Source organism: Paracoccus sp. SCN 68-21 (genome assembly GCF_001724535.1).
GTDB classification, from domain to species: Bacteria; Pseudomonadota; Alphaproteobacteria; order Rhodobacterales; family Rhodobacteraceae; genus Paracoccus; species Paracoccus hibiscisoli.
The window spans coordinates 1-17385 of the sequence record NZ_MEES01000070.1; the positions used below are offsets into that span (position 1 = coordinate 1).

General features: G+C 62.6%; 11 protein-coding genes. 3 read left to right on the forward strand and 8 right to left on the reverse strand.

The genetic code is table 11. From position 1 onward, the window contains the following. Positions 1 to 199: 199 nt before the first annotated feature. Entirely contained in the window at positions 200 to 3148 is a 2949-nt protein-coding gene (locus ABS73_RS15525) for a UvrD-helicase domain-containing protein (protein ID WP_277022358.1), read from the reverse strand. Between the two features lie 132 nt (positions 3149 to 3280). On the opposite strand from ABS73_RS15525, the gene ABS73_RS15530 reads away from it, so the two are divergent. The 3 genes from ABS73_RS15530 (at position 3281) to ABS73_RS15540 (ending at position 8981) form a co-directional block, all read left to right on the forward strand. Continuing rightward, on the forward strand, positions 3281 to 4651 hold the full coding sequence (locus ABS73_RS15530; protein ID WP_277022360.1) for an exonuclease domain-containing protein: 1371 nt from the start codon (positions 3281 to 3283) through the stop codon (positions 4649 to 4651). A gap of 215 nt (positions 4652 to 4866) precedes the next feature. After that, complete coding sequence (locus ABS73_RS15535) at positions 4867 to 7680, forward strand: DUF8426 domain-containing protein (protein WP_277022362.1); 2814 nt, start codon at positions 4867 to 4869, stop codon at positions 7678 to 7680. Then, positions 7677 to 8981 carry an McrC family protein gene (locus ABS73_RS15540; protein WP_277022365.1) on the forward strand — a complete coding sequence of 435 codons (1305 nt, stop codon included), beginning with the start codon at positions 7677 to 7679 and terminating at the stop codon, positions 8979 to 8981. The genes ABS73_RS15535 and ABS73_RS15540 overlap by 4 nt, the downstream gene beginning before the upstream one ends. A 54-nt stretch (positions 8982 to 9035) precedes the next feature. Here the strand turns inward: ABS73_RS15540 and ABS73_RS15545 are convergent, their stop codons facing one another. The 7 genes from ABS73_RS15545 to ABS73_RS15580 all read right to left on the reverse strand — a co-directional run bounded on the left by ABS73_RS15545 (position 9036) and on the right by ABS73_RS15580 (position 17315). After that, the gene (locus tag ABS73_RS15545; RefSeq protein WP_277022368.1) at positions 9036 to 9407 is read right to left on the reverse strand and encodes a hypothetical protein; all 372 of its coding nucleotides are present in this window, start codon (positions 9405 to 9407) and stop codon (positions 9036 to 9038) included. A gap of 221 nt (positions 9408 to 9628) precedes the next feature. Then, positions 9629 to 9835 (reverse strand): hypothetical protein, encoded by a 207-nt coding sequence (locus ABS73_RS15555; RefSeq protein WP_232831535.1) that lies wholly within the window; start codon positions 9833 to 9835, stop codon positions 9629 to 9631. 50 nt (positions 9836 to 9885) lie between these two features. Continuing rightward, positions 9886 to 10560, reverse strand: a complete 675-nt coding sequence (locus tag ABS73_RS15560; protein WP_277022377.1) for a YcbK family protein — start codon at positions 10558 to 10560, stop codon at positions 9886 to 9888. Between the two features lie 75 nt (positions 10561 to 10635). After that, positions 10636 to 10944, reverse strand: coding sequence for a hypothetical protein (locus tag ABS73_RS15565; RefSeq protein WP_277022416.1), 309 nt, complete (start codon positions 10942 to 10944; stop codon positions 10636 to 10638). A gap of 11 nt (positions 10945 to 10955) precedes the next feature. After that, positions 10956 to 12881 carry a DUF2793 domain-containing protein gene (locus ABS73_RS15570; RefSeq protein ID WP_277022378.1) on the reverse strand — a complete coding sequence of 642 codons (1926 nt, stop codon included), beginning with the start codon at positions 12879 to 12881 and terminating at the stop codon, positions 10956 to 10958. 10 nt (positions 12882 to 12891) lie between these two features. After that, positions 12892 to 16863: a baseplate multidomain protein megatron gene (locus ABS73_RS15575; protein ID WP_277022381.1), complete on the reverse strand. Its 3972-nt coding sequence runs from the start codon at positions 16861 to 16863 to the stop codon at positions 12892 to 12894. An 11-nt stretch (positions 16864 to 16874) separates the two neighbouring features. Then, a complete protein-coding gene (locus ABS73_RS15580; protein ID WP_277022384.1) occupies positions 16875 to 17315 on the reverse strand; it encodes an NlpC/P60 family protein in 441 nt (146 codons plus the stop codon). Positions 17316 to 17385: the final 70 nt, after the last annotated feature.

The following is a 17385-nucleotide window of genomic DNA, read 5'->3' on the forward strand; positions in this document are numbered from 1 at the left end:
TTAATGTCGACCGCGAAGATGACACTGCTCCCGGCAAACGATGTCCCATCGCCAAGAAAGACCTTGCAGAACGACATGCGATTAGATGACAGCCTCGGCCGGGCACGTCGATATGGAGTCCTCAGCGTTAGGTGCAGGAAGCGGTCTGTTCGAAGTATCGCATTTCTGCCACGGCATCCTGCAGGAGCTGTCGGGCGGTTTACTTTCTTTTCCGGCGAAGTGGCTTCGTCGTGGTCTGCCCTTCGCCTTTTGAAATCTTCGCTTTTCCGGTGCAGGTTGGATAGCGAACGCACCCAAGGAACTTCCCATAGCTGCCACTCCGCTCGACCAGCCAGCCATCTTCGCAGTCTGGGCAGGTCGGATAGCTGGCACTGCAGGTACATCGAACTTCGCCTGTCCCTTCGGTTTGGCGTGGTATAGCCGTACCGCAGGACGGGCAGGCGGGCAGCAGGTTTCCGCAATGCTGCACATGCTCGCAGCGATACCAGATGCGGCCATCCTGCCCGGTCACGCCCAGCAATCGCCCGCCGCATTCGCCGCAGACGTGAGCCTCGGGTTCAGCTCCGGGGGCTGTCGATATTCCGTAGGCGGGGTCTTTGCGAAGCTCGATCACAAAGGATGACGGTCGGGCATTCGAGGCAAGGATCGTCAGGGTATGTCGGGCCCGCGTCATCGCCACATACATGACGCGCCGCTCCTCTGCGTTCTGGAATGCCTCCTCTTCCGGTGAGACCAAGGACAAGAGGGAGTCGTCGACGATCTCTGACGGGAACCCCATGCGCCCGCTATCGGCGCTGAGCAGGATGACGTGGTCGGCTTCCAGCCCCTTCGAGGCGTGGATGGTCTTGAATTCAATCTTCAGCCGCGGGAAGCGACGCCGCAGACCCGGCATGTCCGGTTCGTTGAAACGATAGCGGCCTAGGAGCAGTACCGTCGCGGGCTTGGCCTCGAGCGCCGCGGCGGCAGACAGGGCGGCAAGCAGCTCGTTCAGCTTCGCCTCATCCTCACCTTTGGACACCGTGACAACCCTGATGGCCGGTTCGGTCGCGGTCCCGGCCGGGACGATCTTCTTGTCGATTTGGGCAGGGTTCCGCAGAACGAATGTGCGGGCGGCAAAGGCGATCTGGTCGACCGACCGGAAGGTGCGGCCGAGATCGACGGTTCTGTGCACGCCAGTCTCGCCATCGAAGCGACCCCCGAACTCCCGTCCAAAATGGCGCATCAGGTGGATGTCGGACCCCGCGAAGCGGAAGATCGATTGCCAGTCGTCACCTACGGCAAAGACGCGGACATCCGGATGCTGGGCCTTCAGCGCCTTCACCAGCCGGGCCCGGCTTTGCGAGATGTCCTGGAACTCGTCGACCAAGATGTGGCGGAACGGACTGACATAACGGCCTTCCTCCGCATAGCGCGCGGCACGCAAGATCATGTCCTCGAAGTCGATCCGGCCCTCCAGACGCTTCTGATATTCCTCGAAGACCGGCGCGAATACATCGAGGAACGCCCGGGCGCGTTTGCCAAGCTTCATTCGGTCGGACTTGGTCTCGCAGTCCTGCAAGCTGTAACCGCCGCTCTTGAACTTGCGCAGGAAGGTTCCGAGCAGCTTGGAAAAGTCATCGACCTGCTTTAACTCGACGATCCGGTCATAGATGGTGTCGACTGGCCGGGGGTTCAGGGTGAAATGCGGCGCCAGCTTTTCGGCGAGGCCGGTCAGCAGGCGGCCCTCCTGCCGTTCATAGCTGTAGGTCTCGATCAGGGTGGTCTGATGCTCGGCGTGGACCTTCCGCTTCCAGTCCATGCCCGCTAGGTATTCGTCACGATCCACGAAGGGCGCCGTGACCAGCCTTTCGCTCCCATCCCGCGCCTTCTCGCGTCGCACTCCGAAATGCTCGATGTAGATGCCGCTTTCGGTCAGGCGGAAATCGGGCTGGTAATCGCGCCTGCCGATCTCGGAAACCTTGTGTTCGTAGAGGGGCTCGTATTCGTAGTCGACGCCGTTTTCATAAAGCCAGTTGGCGATCTGGAGTTCCTCGTAACTCTTGACCTTCTCGCCCTGCAGCGTCCGCAGGTCTTGGCTCTCCATGTGGGTGTAGAAGTCATGCTTGGTCTTGAAGTCCCATTCCGTCTTGGGCTCGACCAGGAAATGCGCAAAGAACTGGATGATCGCCTTCGACACCTCTGACAGGCGGTAGACTAGGTCCTTCAGTATCTGCTTGATCAGGTTGCTAAAGGCCATGTCGTCGGTGGCATGATCTGCCAAGGCGGGCTTGGACCCTTCGACGATCCCGATGATGTCGTAGGCAATCGCGTGGAAGGTCCGCGCGACGATGGGCACGCCGGATCGGGCCTCGACCCGTTCCGACATTTCCTCCGCCGCATTCTTCGCGAAGGCCAGAAGCAGGATTTCCTCCGGCTGGCGGATGCCCGCCTTGACAAGGTATGCGGCCTTGGCGGTGATGACACTGGTCTTGCCGGATCCTGCCCCGGCAAGGACCAGCGTTGCATCCTCGTCGACAACAACCGAAAGGCGCTGTTCCGGCGTCAGCGGCATGCTTTCGATGGTGTCAAAGAAATCCTTCCATCGGTCCAGTTCCGCGGTGACAAAGGTGGCAATGCCATTGGCGCGTGCTGTTCGCGGGTCGGCTGCGAACTTCCGAACGGGCGCAATACGCGCAACGGCCTCGACACCGATGGCCTCAATATTCAGCTTCGAAAGGAGCGACGCCTCCAGATCACGGGCATCATCCAGCAGGGGTGCAATCCGACACGCGGCAGGGTATCGGGAAGGTGCCGCCAGCGACAGCACCTCGGTGAGCATCCGATCCAGTCGCGCGGCCTCCTTATCGAGGGCCGCGAGATTGAAGCGGGTCCACGCTACTGTGACCTGCGCCGAAAATTCATGGGCTTCTTGGTGACCCGCACCCTTCAGCACTACAGCGCCAAGTTCTCCCGAGCGAATGATCAATGCGGTTCCGAGCATCCCCTTTCGAAGAGAAGCTGCGCCCGCCATCGACTGTAACGGCATGGTGGTAACCTGGCCGCGTCGTGTGACCCGAATGTGATCTCCATCCAGCTCTAGGACGCGAGCGGACCTGCCGAGGGGATCAGCGAGGAAACCAAAAAATGGGCGTTGTTGCAGTCGAATCAAAGAACTGGGCCTAGTAATTGTGCCTCTTTACCTTGTGCCGCAACCAGACTCGACTGCAACCATGATCGCTTGCCCGGCAGTTCCCTGTGTTTGACGGATGACGGTTAACACGCGGTGCGCTAAGCTGCGTTCATGACATTTGCGTTTTATGATCTTGAAACCACCGGCATCTCGCCCGCCTTCGACCAGCCCCTGCAATTCGCAGCCATTCTGACGGATGACGCATTCAGGGAAATAGAGCGGGTCAATCTGCGCTGCCGGATCGCACCGCACATCATTCCGTCGCCTTGGGCGCTTGCAGTCACCGGCCTGCGCCCAGCGCAACTCCTTGATCCTAGCCTGCCGAGCCTCTTTGAGTTCACCCAAGAGATCGCGGCCTTGATCGAACGCTGGTCGCCCAGCACCTGGACCGGGTTCAACAGCATCCATTTCGACGAGGAGATGCTGCGCCAGGCATTCTACCAGAACCTGCAGCCCGACATCTTCGCGACCCAGTTCAATGGCAACACGCGGCTTGATGTGCTCACATCGCTCTATGCGGTCTGGTATCGCCAGCCTGATCTGCTCAAGTGGCCGGTGGATGAAACTGGCCGCGTGCGCTTCAAGCTCGATCTTTTGGCCCCACAGAACGGCTTTGTCGCCCACAACGCCCATGATGCGCTTGGCGATGTCGAAGCGACCATCCATCTTGCGCGCCTGATCGCCCAGCGCGCGCCCGAGCTTTGGGCAGAGATCCTCTCCAACCGCGACAAAGCTGCCGTGCAGACCCGGCTTGCCAGCTTTCAGCCCTTGGCACTGGTCGAGCGTTTTGGCGGTGGCCCGCCCCGCGCCACGATCGGCTGCTTCTGTGGCACGTCAGCCAGCAACACTAGTCAGGCCGCATTTTTCGATCTGGATGCTGCCGATCCGGCTGACCTGCTGGCAGCCGACGATGCCACGATCTTTGCTGCGGTGGACGCAACGCCGAAGATCATCCGCTCTCTCGCCATCAACAAGTCGCCCGCGCTTCTCACTGTGCCCAACCCGAGCCCCGTGCACATCCAACGCGCAGAGGTCATCGCGCAGTCGCCCGATTTCAGAAGCCGCGTGGGCACGGCGCTGGCCGCGCGCTTCCCAGAAGACCCAGCAGCCCCACCGCCCCCAGTTGAAAAGCAGATCTTCGGCGGGTTCTATAGCCACGCTGACAAAGCCCTGCTGACCGAGTTCCGGCGCGCGGACTGGCGGCGGCGTCAGGAGATTACCGCGACCCTCACCGACGCGCGTCTGCGCCAGCTGGGTCGACGCCTTGTCGCATCGCATGCGCCAGAGCTGCTCTCACCGGAAGAGCGCTGTCAATTTGATGCTTGGCTTCGTGAACGCTGGTCTGCGCCCAATGCGCCGGACATCGAGTGGACGGGCTTGGCGAAAGCGCAGGACGCTCTGGGTGAATTGCGCGCAAAGGCAGGGGTTGATCAGGGCTTGGTTGGAGAGATTGAAGCCTATCTGAAACGTTTCGAGCCCTGAGTGCTCTCGGGCAAAGCTGGCTTCTCGGGCAGCGCGTGATCGCAAGGTGCAGGCAAGCCGTCAATTTCAGTATGTTCGAACAAGGCTGAAGTTGCGCCTTCAGGTTCCAAGTGAATAAGTACGGGATATGCCACGCTCGGGCATAATCAGACCCCCACGGCAGAGCAGAACAATCTGCTGTTTGAGAAATACAATTTCTGGAAGGACGAGACTGCATGGCGAGGTTTAATCCACATCATGACAACAGCAAACTCTATCCCGCAATGCGCGAATTTGCAGCGGAATGTTTGTTGCGCGATGGATCCCTGTTGCAGCCCGGCCTAACGCTCTGGACGTCCGAGAACCTGGAAGAGCTTGATCGTTCATTCGTCCAGAACCCCGACGAAGGTGACGGCACATACTATGTCAAACTTGGGCAACAGGTTGGGGCGGGCTCGCCCGATAGTCGCAAACTCATGGCCGAGCTGCACTGGCTGCTGTTCGTTTTCCCCAGCGACATGAATGCCTCGACGAAAGTCGAGCGGATCAAAGAGATGTGGGCTTGGTCCGGCGAAGACCTGCCCGATGACGTCACTTTCCTGAATCATGATATTCTCGAAGGTCTCGGCCATACGGGGCAGGCCTACAAGAACCACAGATGGCGCGAGTTGAGCTTTCTGATCGGAGCGCTTCAGCTCTGGAAGAAGCTGCCGCCTGATCAACGCGAGGAAAATCTCGCGCAGTCAAACCGGTTCACCGCGTTCCTTGACGCCGCGCCGGGGGTAGAAGGGCGGCAATTGCGCCATATCCTGCCGCATCGTCTGTTTCCTGATGAATTTGAGCGCATTTCCAGCCCGCGTCACAAGCGAGAAATCCTCGAAGGCTTCGGCGTGGTCACCCGTCGGGATGCCAACAAGATGGACACGGGCTCACTCGATGCAGCCATTGGGGAGCTGCGAAAGAAGCTCGACTCCGAGCATGGCCGGGCGATCGACTTCTATGAGCCAGATATTGAAAGCAAGTGGCGGGAACGCGGGGCGACCTATCTGGTCAGTTGGAACCCCGCAAAGTGGGACTGGCAGTCCTTCGCGGAAGACCGCGCTACCACGGTTGCGGGCGAGACTGTCACGCATCCCTGGCGGACCAGCTCGAAGAAACCGAAGGTTGACGACCGCGTATACCTCCTCCGAACGGGGCAGGATCCACGCGGCGTGATCGCCCGCGGCAGGGTGGCTAAAGCGCCTTACCCCGACACCCATTGGGACAAGGCGCGCGCGGAAGCTGGCGAAACTGCTGATTTCATCGATGTCGAATTCGAGGATATTCGGGATCCAGCGCTGGATGCTTTTGTGCCGTTGGACATGTTGACCAGTAAGATTGCGGGTCAGGACTGGAGCCCGCAATCCTCGGGCATCCTGATCAAACCTACTGCGGCCCGAGCTTTGGCACGCCTATGGGAAGCGGCCGAACCGGCCGAGACTGAGATCGAGACAACAGATAGGGTTGGCGCAGCTATGGCACAAAATCTCATTCTCTATGGCCCGCCCGGCACTGGAAAAACCTACAGCACGACAGCCGAAGCCGTCCGCTTGTGTGGTGAGCCGGTGCCAGCTGACCGCGGCGCGTTGATGGATGTGTATCAGCGCCTGTTGGCAGCAGGGCGGATCGAGTTTGTGACCTTTCATCAGTCAATGGCCTATGAAGACTTCGTCGAGGGTAGGCAGCCTATGACTGGGTCCGACGATGGAGAGAGCACGGCTTCAGCCGGGTTCAGGCTCGAAACTGTGCCGGGAACATTTCGGCGCATAGCAAAGCGTGCTGAGACCAGTCGAGGGCGCGCATCAACCGCAGACAGCGTCCAGATCGCCGGACGGCAAGTGTTCAAGATGTCGATTGGCGAGGCGAATAATCCAGAGGATGCCCATCTGTTCGAGGATGCGATCAAGGGCGGGTACGCGGTTCTCGGATTTGAGGATATCGACTGGAGCGACGAAAAATATGCCAGCCGGGAGGCCATTCTTGAGGCCTGCAAGGCGAAGAGCGCGCAGAGCGGTGAGATCGATGGCCGTTCCGGCGCAGTTAATATGCCGTTTCGGTTTCGCAACTGGATCCGCAAAGGCGACGTCGTCATCGTATCGAAGGGCAATTCTCTGTTTCGTGCGATTGGCCTGTTCACCGGCGAATACGAGTTCGCGCCGCGACCGGAAGGTGACTATGCCCACCGTCGTGCGGTTCAATGGCTCTGGGTGGATCGCGAGGGTGTTCCCGTCGATGAAATCTACTCGCGCCGGTTCATGCAGCAATCGATCTATCTGCTCTATGACAGCGAACTGAACGTGCCAGCTCTCGAACGCTATATGAACAGCCAGCACGTCGAAGGACCAGCTGACCCGGAACGCTTCGTCCTGATCATCGACGAGATCAACCGTGCCAATATCTCGAAAGTCTTCGGGGAGTTGATCACGTTGCTTGAACCCGACAAACGGCTCGGTCAGCCGAACCAGATCAAGGTGCGTCTGCCGTATTCCGGGGATGAATTCGGGGTTCCATCGAACCTGCACATCCTCGGCACGATGAACACAGCCGACCGCTCGATCGCGCTTCTGGACACAGCCCTGCGGAGGCGTTTCACCTTCCGTGAGCTGATGCCTGATCCGGCCGTTCTTAAAGACGCGGCGGAGCGCACTAAGATCAATTTACCCATGCTACTGACCACGATCAATGATCGCATCGAGTACCTCTATGACCGCGAGCACCAGATCGGGCATGCCTATTTCACCGGCTGCGCAACACGCGCCGGCCTCGACGAGGTCATGCGCCACAAGGTGATCCCGCTTCTGGCCGAATATTTCTTCGAGGATTGGGCCAAGATCGCTGCAGTGCTGGGCGATCTGGAAACGCATGACCACGACATCATCGGCGGGTTTCTGAACCGCTCGGCGCTCAATGCGCCGCCGGGGCTCGATAATGGTGAGGCTCTGCCCCGGTTTCGCTGGACGGTTCGCAGCGTGGAGCAGGGCTTCGATTATACGCGGCTACTGGCCCCATGATCCACCGCACCCTGCGTGAATGGCAGCGCATCGGCTACGGGGACGATAAGGATTCGATCCCTGAGGTGCTGGCCGACAGGATCGCGACAATCGCGCAGCGGTCCGCCTTCGCGGGACGCGGAGGTGAAGGTGTGTTGGAGCACGGCCGCAAGAGCCTGCGCGCCCGTGGCGTGGTGGGTGTCATCGCAGCGCAGGGGTGCCAGCTCGAGATTTTGCCGAAGATCGAAGGGCCGGGTGAATGCAGGCCCCATGACACCGACCTGCGCACACGGCTGATCCACATGCTGGGGGTCGTGCACGACCTGCCCATCGATGCGGGATCGATGGCGCAGCTTGGCTGGCAACGAGACACCGTGTTGGAATTGCTGATCCGGCTGTTCTGTAGACGGCTTGCGGATGCTGTGCGCCAAGGCATGCCCCGGCGCTATCTGGAACATGAAGACGACCTGCCTGCCTTGCGCGGTCGGCTGGATGTCACGCGGCAATTCTCGCGACACGCCGTCGCGCCCCAAAAGCTGGCTTGCCGTTTCGATGACTTGTCCCCTGATATCGCACTGAACCGAGTTATGCGCGCCGCCATCACACGCCTGCAGCGCCTGGCTCAGGCACCGGACAATCAGCGGATGCTGCGCGAGCTGAGCTTCGCCTATGCCGATGTTACCGATGTGCCGGTCAAGGCTTTGCGTTGGGACCTGATCACGCTTGATCGAACCAACCAACGCTGGCGCGATCTTGTGTCCTTCGCACGGCTGTTCCTGTCGGACCGGCATCAGCAGACCAGCGCGGGATCGGTCGATGGTCACGCGCTGCTCTTCGAGATGAACACCCTGTTCGAAAATTATGTCGCCCGTCTGTTGCCCCGCGCCTTGGCCGGAAGTGGTCTGCGGGTCGCAGCACAAGGCGGCCATCGCGACTGTCTGTTCGAAGGAGAGGCAGGCCGATTTCGGACAAAGCCCGATGTGATCATCCGTCAGGGTGAGCGGGTCGTGATGGTTATCGACACCAAGTGGAAGCGGATGACCCCGCAGATCGACGATCCGAAACAGGGTGTCAGCCAAGGGGATGTCTATCAGCTGATGGCCTACAGCCAGCTGTACAATTGCCCGAATGTCATGCTGCTTTATCCACACCATGGTGAGCTACCGCCCGATCCGATCTGCAAGCGCTATGCAATCGGGGCGAAGGATTCCGAGGCGATCCTGTCCGTGGCGACATTGAACATGACCCGCCCGTCGAGCAAACACGTGAAGGATTTGAAGTGCTTGACGAAGCACTGTCTTTCCCAATTCATGCCCGCGTGACCCATGCCTGGCCGCCCTGACATGAACACCCGCACTTGCAGGGTTCATCGCGCCTTATAGAGGCTTCGCGCTGCTGCTGATCATCCTTGGGTCGATCTCCGGCGCATCCCACGTGTCCGCAACGCCCATCCAACGTTCGATGGTCGCTTGGAGATTGGGTTCGTCCGCATGCAGGTGAAACGTATAAAGGCGGTTGACGATGTCGCGCATCAGCGCGCGCATTTCATCTTCATCGAAGCGCGAGACTTCGGTCCAGGGGATGCGGCGGCGATCGGCATCCAGAACAAAGACGTCCGAGTAGTCGCCGGTCCGCGTGATGGGGGTCAGGCCGGCATGCAGCGTTTCGAGCTGCGTGTTGCGCACGCAAAGGATGGCCATGATCTTGGCCAGCTTTGCCGCAATGCGCTTCTCGTCGTCGTGGTTCATGCAGCCAGCTTAGTGCGCGCTGCGCCGTCCGGCCAAGGCGATTTTGATGTGTCGCGGTTCATGGTGTCTGGCACGCCCGCGCCTGCGCGCGCAGCACAGCATAATCGGCCAGCCATTCAGCAATCACGGCCCCCCCGGGCAGCGCGGCCACTTCTGTCGCGACGCGCGCCTGCTCGGCCCGGCTGTACTCCACCACAGGCGGGCAGGCTCGCCGCGGGGTGTCAGAATTCCCCGCCGCGCAGGCGGTCAAGAAGATCGTCGCGGCTGCGAGGGCGGCGCGCGGCTGCGTCCAGCATCTGGCGGTGAACGGCATCGTGACGCTCCAGTTGGTCCAGCCGCTCGGCGGCGCGGCCAGCGCGCTCGGCTGTGCGGCGAAAGTTGAGGATGAACAGGGTGATGGTGAGTGCGGCAAGGGCGAGGGCCACCATTTGCCGCGCCCATGGCCGGGCGAGGGCTCCGATCAGCAAAGAGCCACACATCAGCGCAGGCCCTTCTTCCAGTCATCGACCCGCGCCCAGACGGCGACCGCGATCCCGCCCAGCGCCAGCGCGATAAAGAGCCAGCGGAGCGTGTCGAGATAGGGCAGCAGCGGCAGAACTGCGCCCTGTGCCTCGGCCAGCACCTCCTGCGCGACCTCGACGCCAGCTGCGCCAACAGTTGCCACGCCCGCCGCCCCGGTGCCGCGCAGCGTACGGCTCTCGGCAAGCGCCTCGCGCGCTGGGCGCGTCTCCACGACAAAGGGCACCCCGCGCACTGGAAACGGCTCGCCCCAGCTGCGAGCTGGTCCGAGATCGATGTGCATGAAGCCCGAGCGGGGATAGGTGCCGAAGCCGAGGAAACCAACCGCGCGTGCGGCTTCGGCGAAAGCCACCGGATCGTGGTTCGACATGGCGATATCAAACGCGGTGCCCTGCATGTGCTTGGAGGCCGGGGCCCCGCCGACGGCGCGGTTGTGGCTGGGGCTGCGATAGCCCGACCGAACGATCAGCGGTTTGCCGAGGCGGTTGCGCAGGGATTGCAGCTTGTCCATCGCCTCGATGTTGATCTTGATCGCGCCGGTGCCGCGGCAGGCGATCTCAGCCGGGGAAAAGCTGGGCCAGCGCCAAGCGCTCTCAGGCACGTCGCGGAAATGGGCATAGGTCGAGGTCGGCATGGTCGGTCTCCAGAAATGCAAAACCCGCCTCGAGGGCGGGTGGGGACAGGTTCAGGGGTGGTCTTGGGGTGATGGTCAGTCGGTGCGGCCGCGCTGGAACGCCTCGAACATCAGATCCCGCATCGCGCGGATGTCTGTCTCGATGCGCTCCAGACGGTCGGCGTCGCCCTTTCGGTCTTCGGCGCGCTGGCGATCCACGCGGTCGCGCTCGGCCAGCAGTTCACGGTCCATCCGGACGAGCATCGCGTCATTGGTGAAGGCGCGGCGCGTGACGGCGGCCAAAAGGGCGATGAAACCGCCGATCAGTGCGGTGATGGCTGCGGTCAAGCCATTGTCGCGGAAGGCTTGGCCGACCTCTTGCAGGAGCGATGTTCGTTCAGTCATGTTGATATCCCTCAATAATCTGTCTCGACGTAGACGCCCGCGCAGTCGTAGGCGACGACTGCAGCCGTCGCGCCGTTGTTCATGTAGTTGCGTGGGCTGAGCAGTTGGGTGGCTGCTGGCATGTCAGTGGCGATGGTGAACTCGACCGCCGCACCACTGACCTCCTCGACCACCCGCACGCCGATGTCGGCCCCGTTTGGCGCGGCGGCGATGAAGAGCGTCAGCACGTTGGTCATGCTGGCCACCGGGAAACTGGCCCCAAGGTCGATCAGCGTCGGCGCGCCTGCGCCATCATTGTGCACCAGCTGCCAGTTGGTGTGGGTGCCGCGTTGGAAGCCGATGCCGATGCAGTTTAGCACGGTAGCCAGCGTCAAGGTGGTCGCCAGCGCCGAGATCGAACCATAGAGCCCGAAGAACCCCATCCCGGTCGCCTGCACGGTGGTCAGCGACAGGCGGTTGACGTAGTTCCACCCGCCCAGACCCTCGGCATTGCCGCGCCAGCAGACCCAGCCTGCAGAGCGCTCTTCGGCCACCGCGCTTGCTGTGGCCGCGCTGGTGACCCGCCATCGCCGCATGCTGTCGGCCAGACCTGTGGTGGTCAATGTCGGCGTCGCCACAGTGCCGACAGCCGTACGCGGCATGCCGTTCGTGTTCACTGTTGTGCTGGCGGACGGTGCCCAAGTGGCGATCCGGTTGACCCCGAAATGCGGCTGCAGCGGAAAGAACCGGCCCGAGGGGCGCTGCACATCGAGCCATCCAGCCCCGGCGCGGTCGCGGGCATAGACGGCCAGTTTGCCTGCAGGCGGCGGGTCCGGAGCGGCGGAGAGGGCAGGCATCACCACCGGTTCAGGCAGTTCGACCCGGCCCGAGGTGCGGTCGATCCGGATCGCGTCAAAGAAGGCTGAGCCGTTCGGGCTGACCTTGAAGCTGATATCATCGTTGCCCAGGAGGCCGATCAACGCCCGCGCCGAGAAGCCGGTCTTGAAGGCGAAGGCCGCATCGTTCCCGGCCGCCGCCTTGTTCACTGTCGCCTCGATCCCGGCGCCTGCGTTGTTGATCAGCACCGCCGGGGTGTTCATCGACAAGCGATTGTAGCTGTCAGCTGTCGCCCCACCGAGGCCCAGCAGCTGCGCAGTCAGGTTGGCCTGGGGCATGCCAACCTGCGTCACCGCATTGGCGAATGTGACGGTGGGCGTATTGACCACCGTTGTTCCGCCCGCACCGGCGGTGGCGGAACCGATGTTGACGACCGTGGTGGACCCCGAAGCCCCGCCGGTGCCGAGGTTCAGGGTCTTGGTGATGCCGGTGGTCGTGGCTCCGGTGCCCATGCCGTAGGTGGCGGTCGTCGTCGCCGTGCCGATGGTGGCCGCGGCCGCCGAAACCGTGACGGTGCCCGAGGCGGTCAGAGTGCCGGAGAAGGTCTTGTTGCCCGTGAAGGTCTGGGTGCCCGCAAGGATTGCCAATTCCGACGATGTGTTCGGCAGGGCGAAGGTCCGGGTCGTGCCGGTGGAGATCCCGGACAGCGAGAACAGCGCTTTCTTCGTCGGGTCGGCGACGTTCACCAGGCTGAACACGGCATCCGACACATCCACCGGCTCGCCGACCGGATCCCAGCTAGAGCCGTTCCATACGGCGAAGACCGCCTCATCCGCGATCCATGCCAGCCAGCCGGGGCGCGGGACCAGCCGCATCCAGACCCCATCGATCCAGAAAGCGACGTTCAGGTCCCAGCCAGCCCACAAGCCTGTCGCGCCCGATGCCACGATATGCCGGTCGCCATCGGTCGGGCTGGCGGGCGGCACCGTGCGCGTGCGGTCCAGCACTGACAGCTGAACCATGGCGTCCAGCAGCCGCAGCGCCTCGTTGTGGGTGACATGCTTTTGCGCCTGCGATGCCAGGATGTAGGGTAGCAGGAGATGGGTGGTGATGTCGGACATGATCCTGCTTTCAGAAGGTGAGCGTGACGGATCGTGCAGCGCCTCGGCCGATCAAGGCCGAGAGCTGGTAGATGCGGATAGCGAGGGATTGGCCGGGGCCGAGGGGCGCGCCCCAATCGGAAGACTGCTGGGCAGCGGTATAGAGGACACTCGTTGTGGTGGTGGTCAGCGTCTGCTTGACGGTACTGCCATCACGGATTTCCACCTCGTAGGCTTCACTGTCCTCGGCCAAAGGCACATCGCCCGCGCCCCAGGTGTCAGCGGCAAGTGATCGCGACCGGCGCTTCCAACGGATCGTCAGATCGCCGGGATTGCGGGAGGTGCGCCACGGCTGTTCGACATGCGTGACCGAAAATGGCCGCAGGCCAGCGCCTTCAGGGGTGAGGGTGGTGGCGACAAAGGTCTCGTCGCTGACCGGTTTTGATGCCGGGCCGATGCGCCAGTTCCATGGCAGACCCAGATCGGCTTCGGAGATCGGCAGGCTGGCAAGGGTTGTGTCCAGCACCACCACCCGCGCGCCGGTCGGCACCATGCTAACCAACGCTCCTTCGGTTCCACGCTGGCCGCGCAGCAATCGGGTCAGCCGGTATCGCCCCAGCGCGATCAGCTCGGCCGCGCCTGCCTGGACGATCTCCCATTGCCCAGCGCCGGTATCGACTGCCAGCGCATTAGCCCCACCCAGCAAGGTGATGTCCGTGATGCTTTCCAATGTGCCGGAATAGAGATCGACCACCAGCGCATTACCCAGATCGAAGCGCGACACCGGCCCCGCAAAGAAGTCGGCCGCCAACACGCCCATGCGCGCCCGGGTGCCAAAGGTGGTCAGCAGCGCAAAGCCATCCGTCGCGGCGCTGCGGTAGACCGCGATTTCGCCAGGCCATGGCTTGGCATGCGCCGCGACAAACGGACGGTGCGCAGGCTGATCCTCGCGCAGCTGTGGCAGGTCCAGCAGGACCACATCCGGCGCGCCAAACACGGTGGGCGTCGACAAGGACGCAGGGCGTGGTTCGCCGGGTGGCAGATCATAGACTGCTCGATCCTGACGCACCGCATCGACACTGCGCAGATCGGAGTCCGCGATGGACACCAGGCGCAGTTCCGTTAGGCGGCCATCGTGGTCGAGCAGGATGACGTCGCAAGGATCCAGCGCAAGACGCGAGGGCGGCAAGCGGAACACGGCACTTTCGCGACCAACCCACGCCTCCATCAGCGCGCGACGGCAGCGGCGTTCGGCCTCCTCGGGCGGGATCGCCATCGGGAAAGACTCGGACGCGATGCGGGTGGTGTCGACGGTGATACGGCGCGCTTCGACCTGTGCCGCGTCGTAATCCTCGTCGGCGCGGGCGACCTGCCATTTCAGCGCCTGCGGCAGTTCGGTTTCCTGCGCGCGGGTCAGTTCCATCACGTCGCTTTGTGCGGAGGCCGGGGAAACCATGCTGTCGGGAATGACGGTGGCGCTGGCAATCCTACCGCGCATCCGGAACTTGATGCGGCCCTCGCTTTCCACCGCATCGAAGCCGAAATGCCGGGCCAACGTGGAAATCGAGGCCCTTGGGGCTTCCAATGCCGAGATCACATAGCCCTCGACCGCGCCCCATAGGCCAGAGACGTCGATCAATTCCTCGGGCATTCCGGCGCGGAGACAAAGGTGGCGCACCAGTGCCGCCAGCGATACTGCGCCCAGCCGCCCGGTCAGCCAGTGCCCGAGCCGCCAGTTCGGCCCATCGGTCCAGACATCGGTCAGTTCTGGAAAGAACGGATAAGGCCGTGCGTCCCACGTCCAGGCGGCGCATTCGGGCACATGGACCATGCGATTGCCGTAGACCGAGGACACCGGGTTGTTCGCCGACGTGCCCCAGTATAGAAAACTGGCTTCCAGATAGGCCCGCTGGATCGCATCGTCGCGCCACCCGCGCGAGAAGTAGGGAGTGAAGCTTTCCGAGGATTTTGGGTCGAAGAACACGTTGGGCTGGTTGGTGCCTCGGTCAATCGCTGGGCAGCCCAGTTCGGTGAACCAGATCGGTTTGGACTGCGGCACCCATGCCGTCGGCATCGCGCTTTCTTCCCCACCCGGCCGGTTGAAATGCGGGTTTTGCCACCAGGCGCGCAAATCCTTGAAGCGGAACACCCACGGTTTCGCCGCCGCGCCATCTGTGATCGGCGTCCGGGTTTGCGCTGTCCGGGCGGCCGGGCTGGCATAAAACCAGTCGAACCCTTCGCCGCCGGTGATGTTCGATTGCAGATAGTCCCGGTCGTAGATTGCCGGGGCCAAGCTCGCATCGGCATGATCGAACCCGTCACGCCAGTCCGACAGCGGCATGTAGTTATCAATGCCAATGAAGTTGATGTTCGTGTCCGACCAGAGCGGGTCGAGGTGGAAATACACGTCGCCCGACCCATCGGCCGGATGGTGCCCGAAGTATTCCGACCAATCTGCTGCATAGCCGATCTTGGGCCCAGCGCCGAGGATCGTACGCACATCGGCGGCGAGGGATTTGAACGCGGTCACCGCAGGATAGGTGCTGGCCCCGCTCCGGATGGTGGTGAGGCCGAGCATTTCCGACCCGATCAGGAAGCCATCGACGCCGCCTGCCGCTTTGCACAGATGCGCGTAGTGCAGGATCATCCGCCGCAAGCCCCATTCGCCGACAGGACCGGTCCAGCTGACAGTGGTGCCTGAGACGGTGAAGTTGGCGGGCGTCGCCGTTCCGAACAGCGCCGATACTTGCGTGGCGGCAGTGGCGGTTTTATCCACCGATCCTGCAAAACCCGCGGCTGGGGAACAGGTGATCCGGCCGCGCCAGGGGAAGGTCGGCTGGCCGAAGGTGGCGGCATTGGCGCTGTACGGGTTCGGCTTTGTGTTGCCGGGTGGGACGTCCAGCAGCAAGAACGGATAGAAGGTCACCCGCAGGCCGCGGGCCTTCATTTCCTGAATGGCCTGCACCACTGCGAAATCCGCAGGCGTGCCGCCATAGACAGGACGGTCTTCAGCATCGCGGCTGACCATAAACGCGTCCGCACGTGCGACACCGTTTACGACCCAAGCCGACGGCGTCGTCGTTTTGGTGTCCACCTCGACGCCCGGCCGCACCTTGCAGTTCCCGGCCCGCAGATCATCACCGAACCAGGCCACCACCAGGCTGACGCTTTTCACAGCCGGAGCAAGAGACTGCAGCCGGTCCAGCGCCACGACGATGTCGGCGGTGTCGGTGATCGCATTCAGGTTCTCGGCCACAGTTGCACCACCTGCACCAGTGGATTTCTTGACCGGGGCCGTCGCATAGGTGAATTCGCCAGAGGCCGGGATCATCGTCACCGCTTTCACCAGCCCCTCGGCGGTGTCGGGATCCGCGAGCGGCCGGAACACCTCGAAGCTGATCTGCGGCAGTCGGTTGCCGAAGGCACTGAGGTTCAATTCTTCGAACACGACATAGGCGGTGCCGCGGTAGGCAGGCGTGTTGGCTGCTCCCATCTTTGCTGAGATGAACGGATCGGGTGCCTGCACCTCGTTCCCCGGATACCAGCGCCAGGTGACGCCGGTCATGTCCATGGCCTTGCCGTCGGCCCAGACCCGGCCAATGCCGGTGATCTCGCCTTCGCACAACGCGACTGCAAAGCTGGCGAAGTAGAGGTATTCGGTGGTCGTGACCTTCGGCCCGCTGCCCTTGCCGCCGCCCTGGCTGGTTGTGTTGACCTCCTCGCGGAAATCGGTGGCCCAGATGATGTTGCCGCCGATGCGCATCCGGCCGAACAGGCGCGGGATCACCGCGCCTTCGGTCGAGGAGGTGATGCGCAGGCTGTCCAGCCGCGCGCCCTCGATCCGTTGCGCCGGGGCGAGGGACGAGACGATCCAGTTGTCGACCACCGACCCGATGGTGGAGCCGATGAAGCCACCGATGGCCGCGCCGGAAAAGCCGAGGATGGCGCCGCCAAATGCGCCGCCAATCGCGGAGCCGACGGCACCGAGAACCAAAGTTGCCATGGATGAAAATCTCAGATGCTGCTGGGGTGCGGAAACAGGAAAGCAAAGGCGATCTTTCGCGCCCACGTTGGTGTCAGGGCTTCCTCGACCACGCCCAGCCTTTCATAGGCATGGATGAAGCGGTCGGGTGCAGTCAGAATTCCGATATGCTTGGCAATTGCGCGCGGGGCCATCCGGAACAGGATTAGCGTGCCGGGTCCCACCTCAGCGGGCGTGATTTCTGGCATCATCTGGCGCGCACCCTCAGCCAGCACCTCGCGCGGGCCGGACTCGCCCCAGTCCCGGCTGTAGGGAGGGATCGGAAATGGTTCATCCCCGGCCACCTCGCGCCAGACACCGCGCGCGAGGCCGAGGCAATCACAGCCGACCCCGCGCAGGCTGGCCTGATCGTGGTAGGGCGTGCCAAGCCAACTGCGGGCAGTGGCGATGACTAAGGCGGGATCGGCGGTCATCACAGCACGTTTCCTTCGTGGCCGCCGTCCTGGCTGGCATAGCGCAGCCCGTTCGGCGGGCAGACAGTCC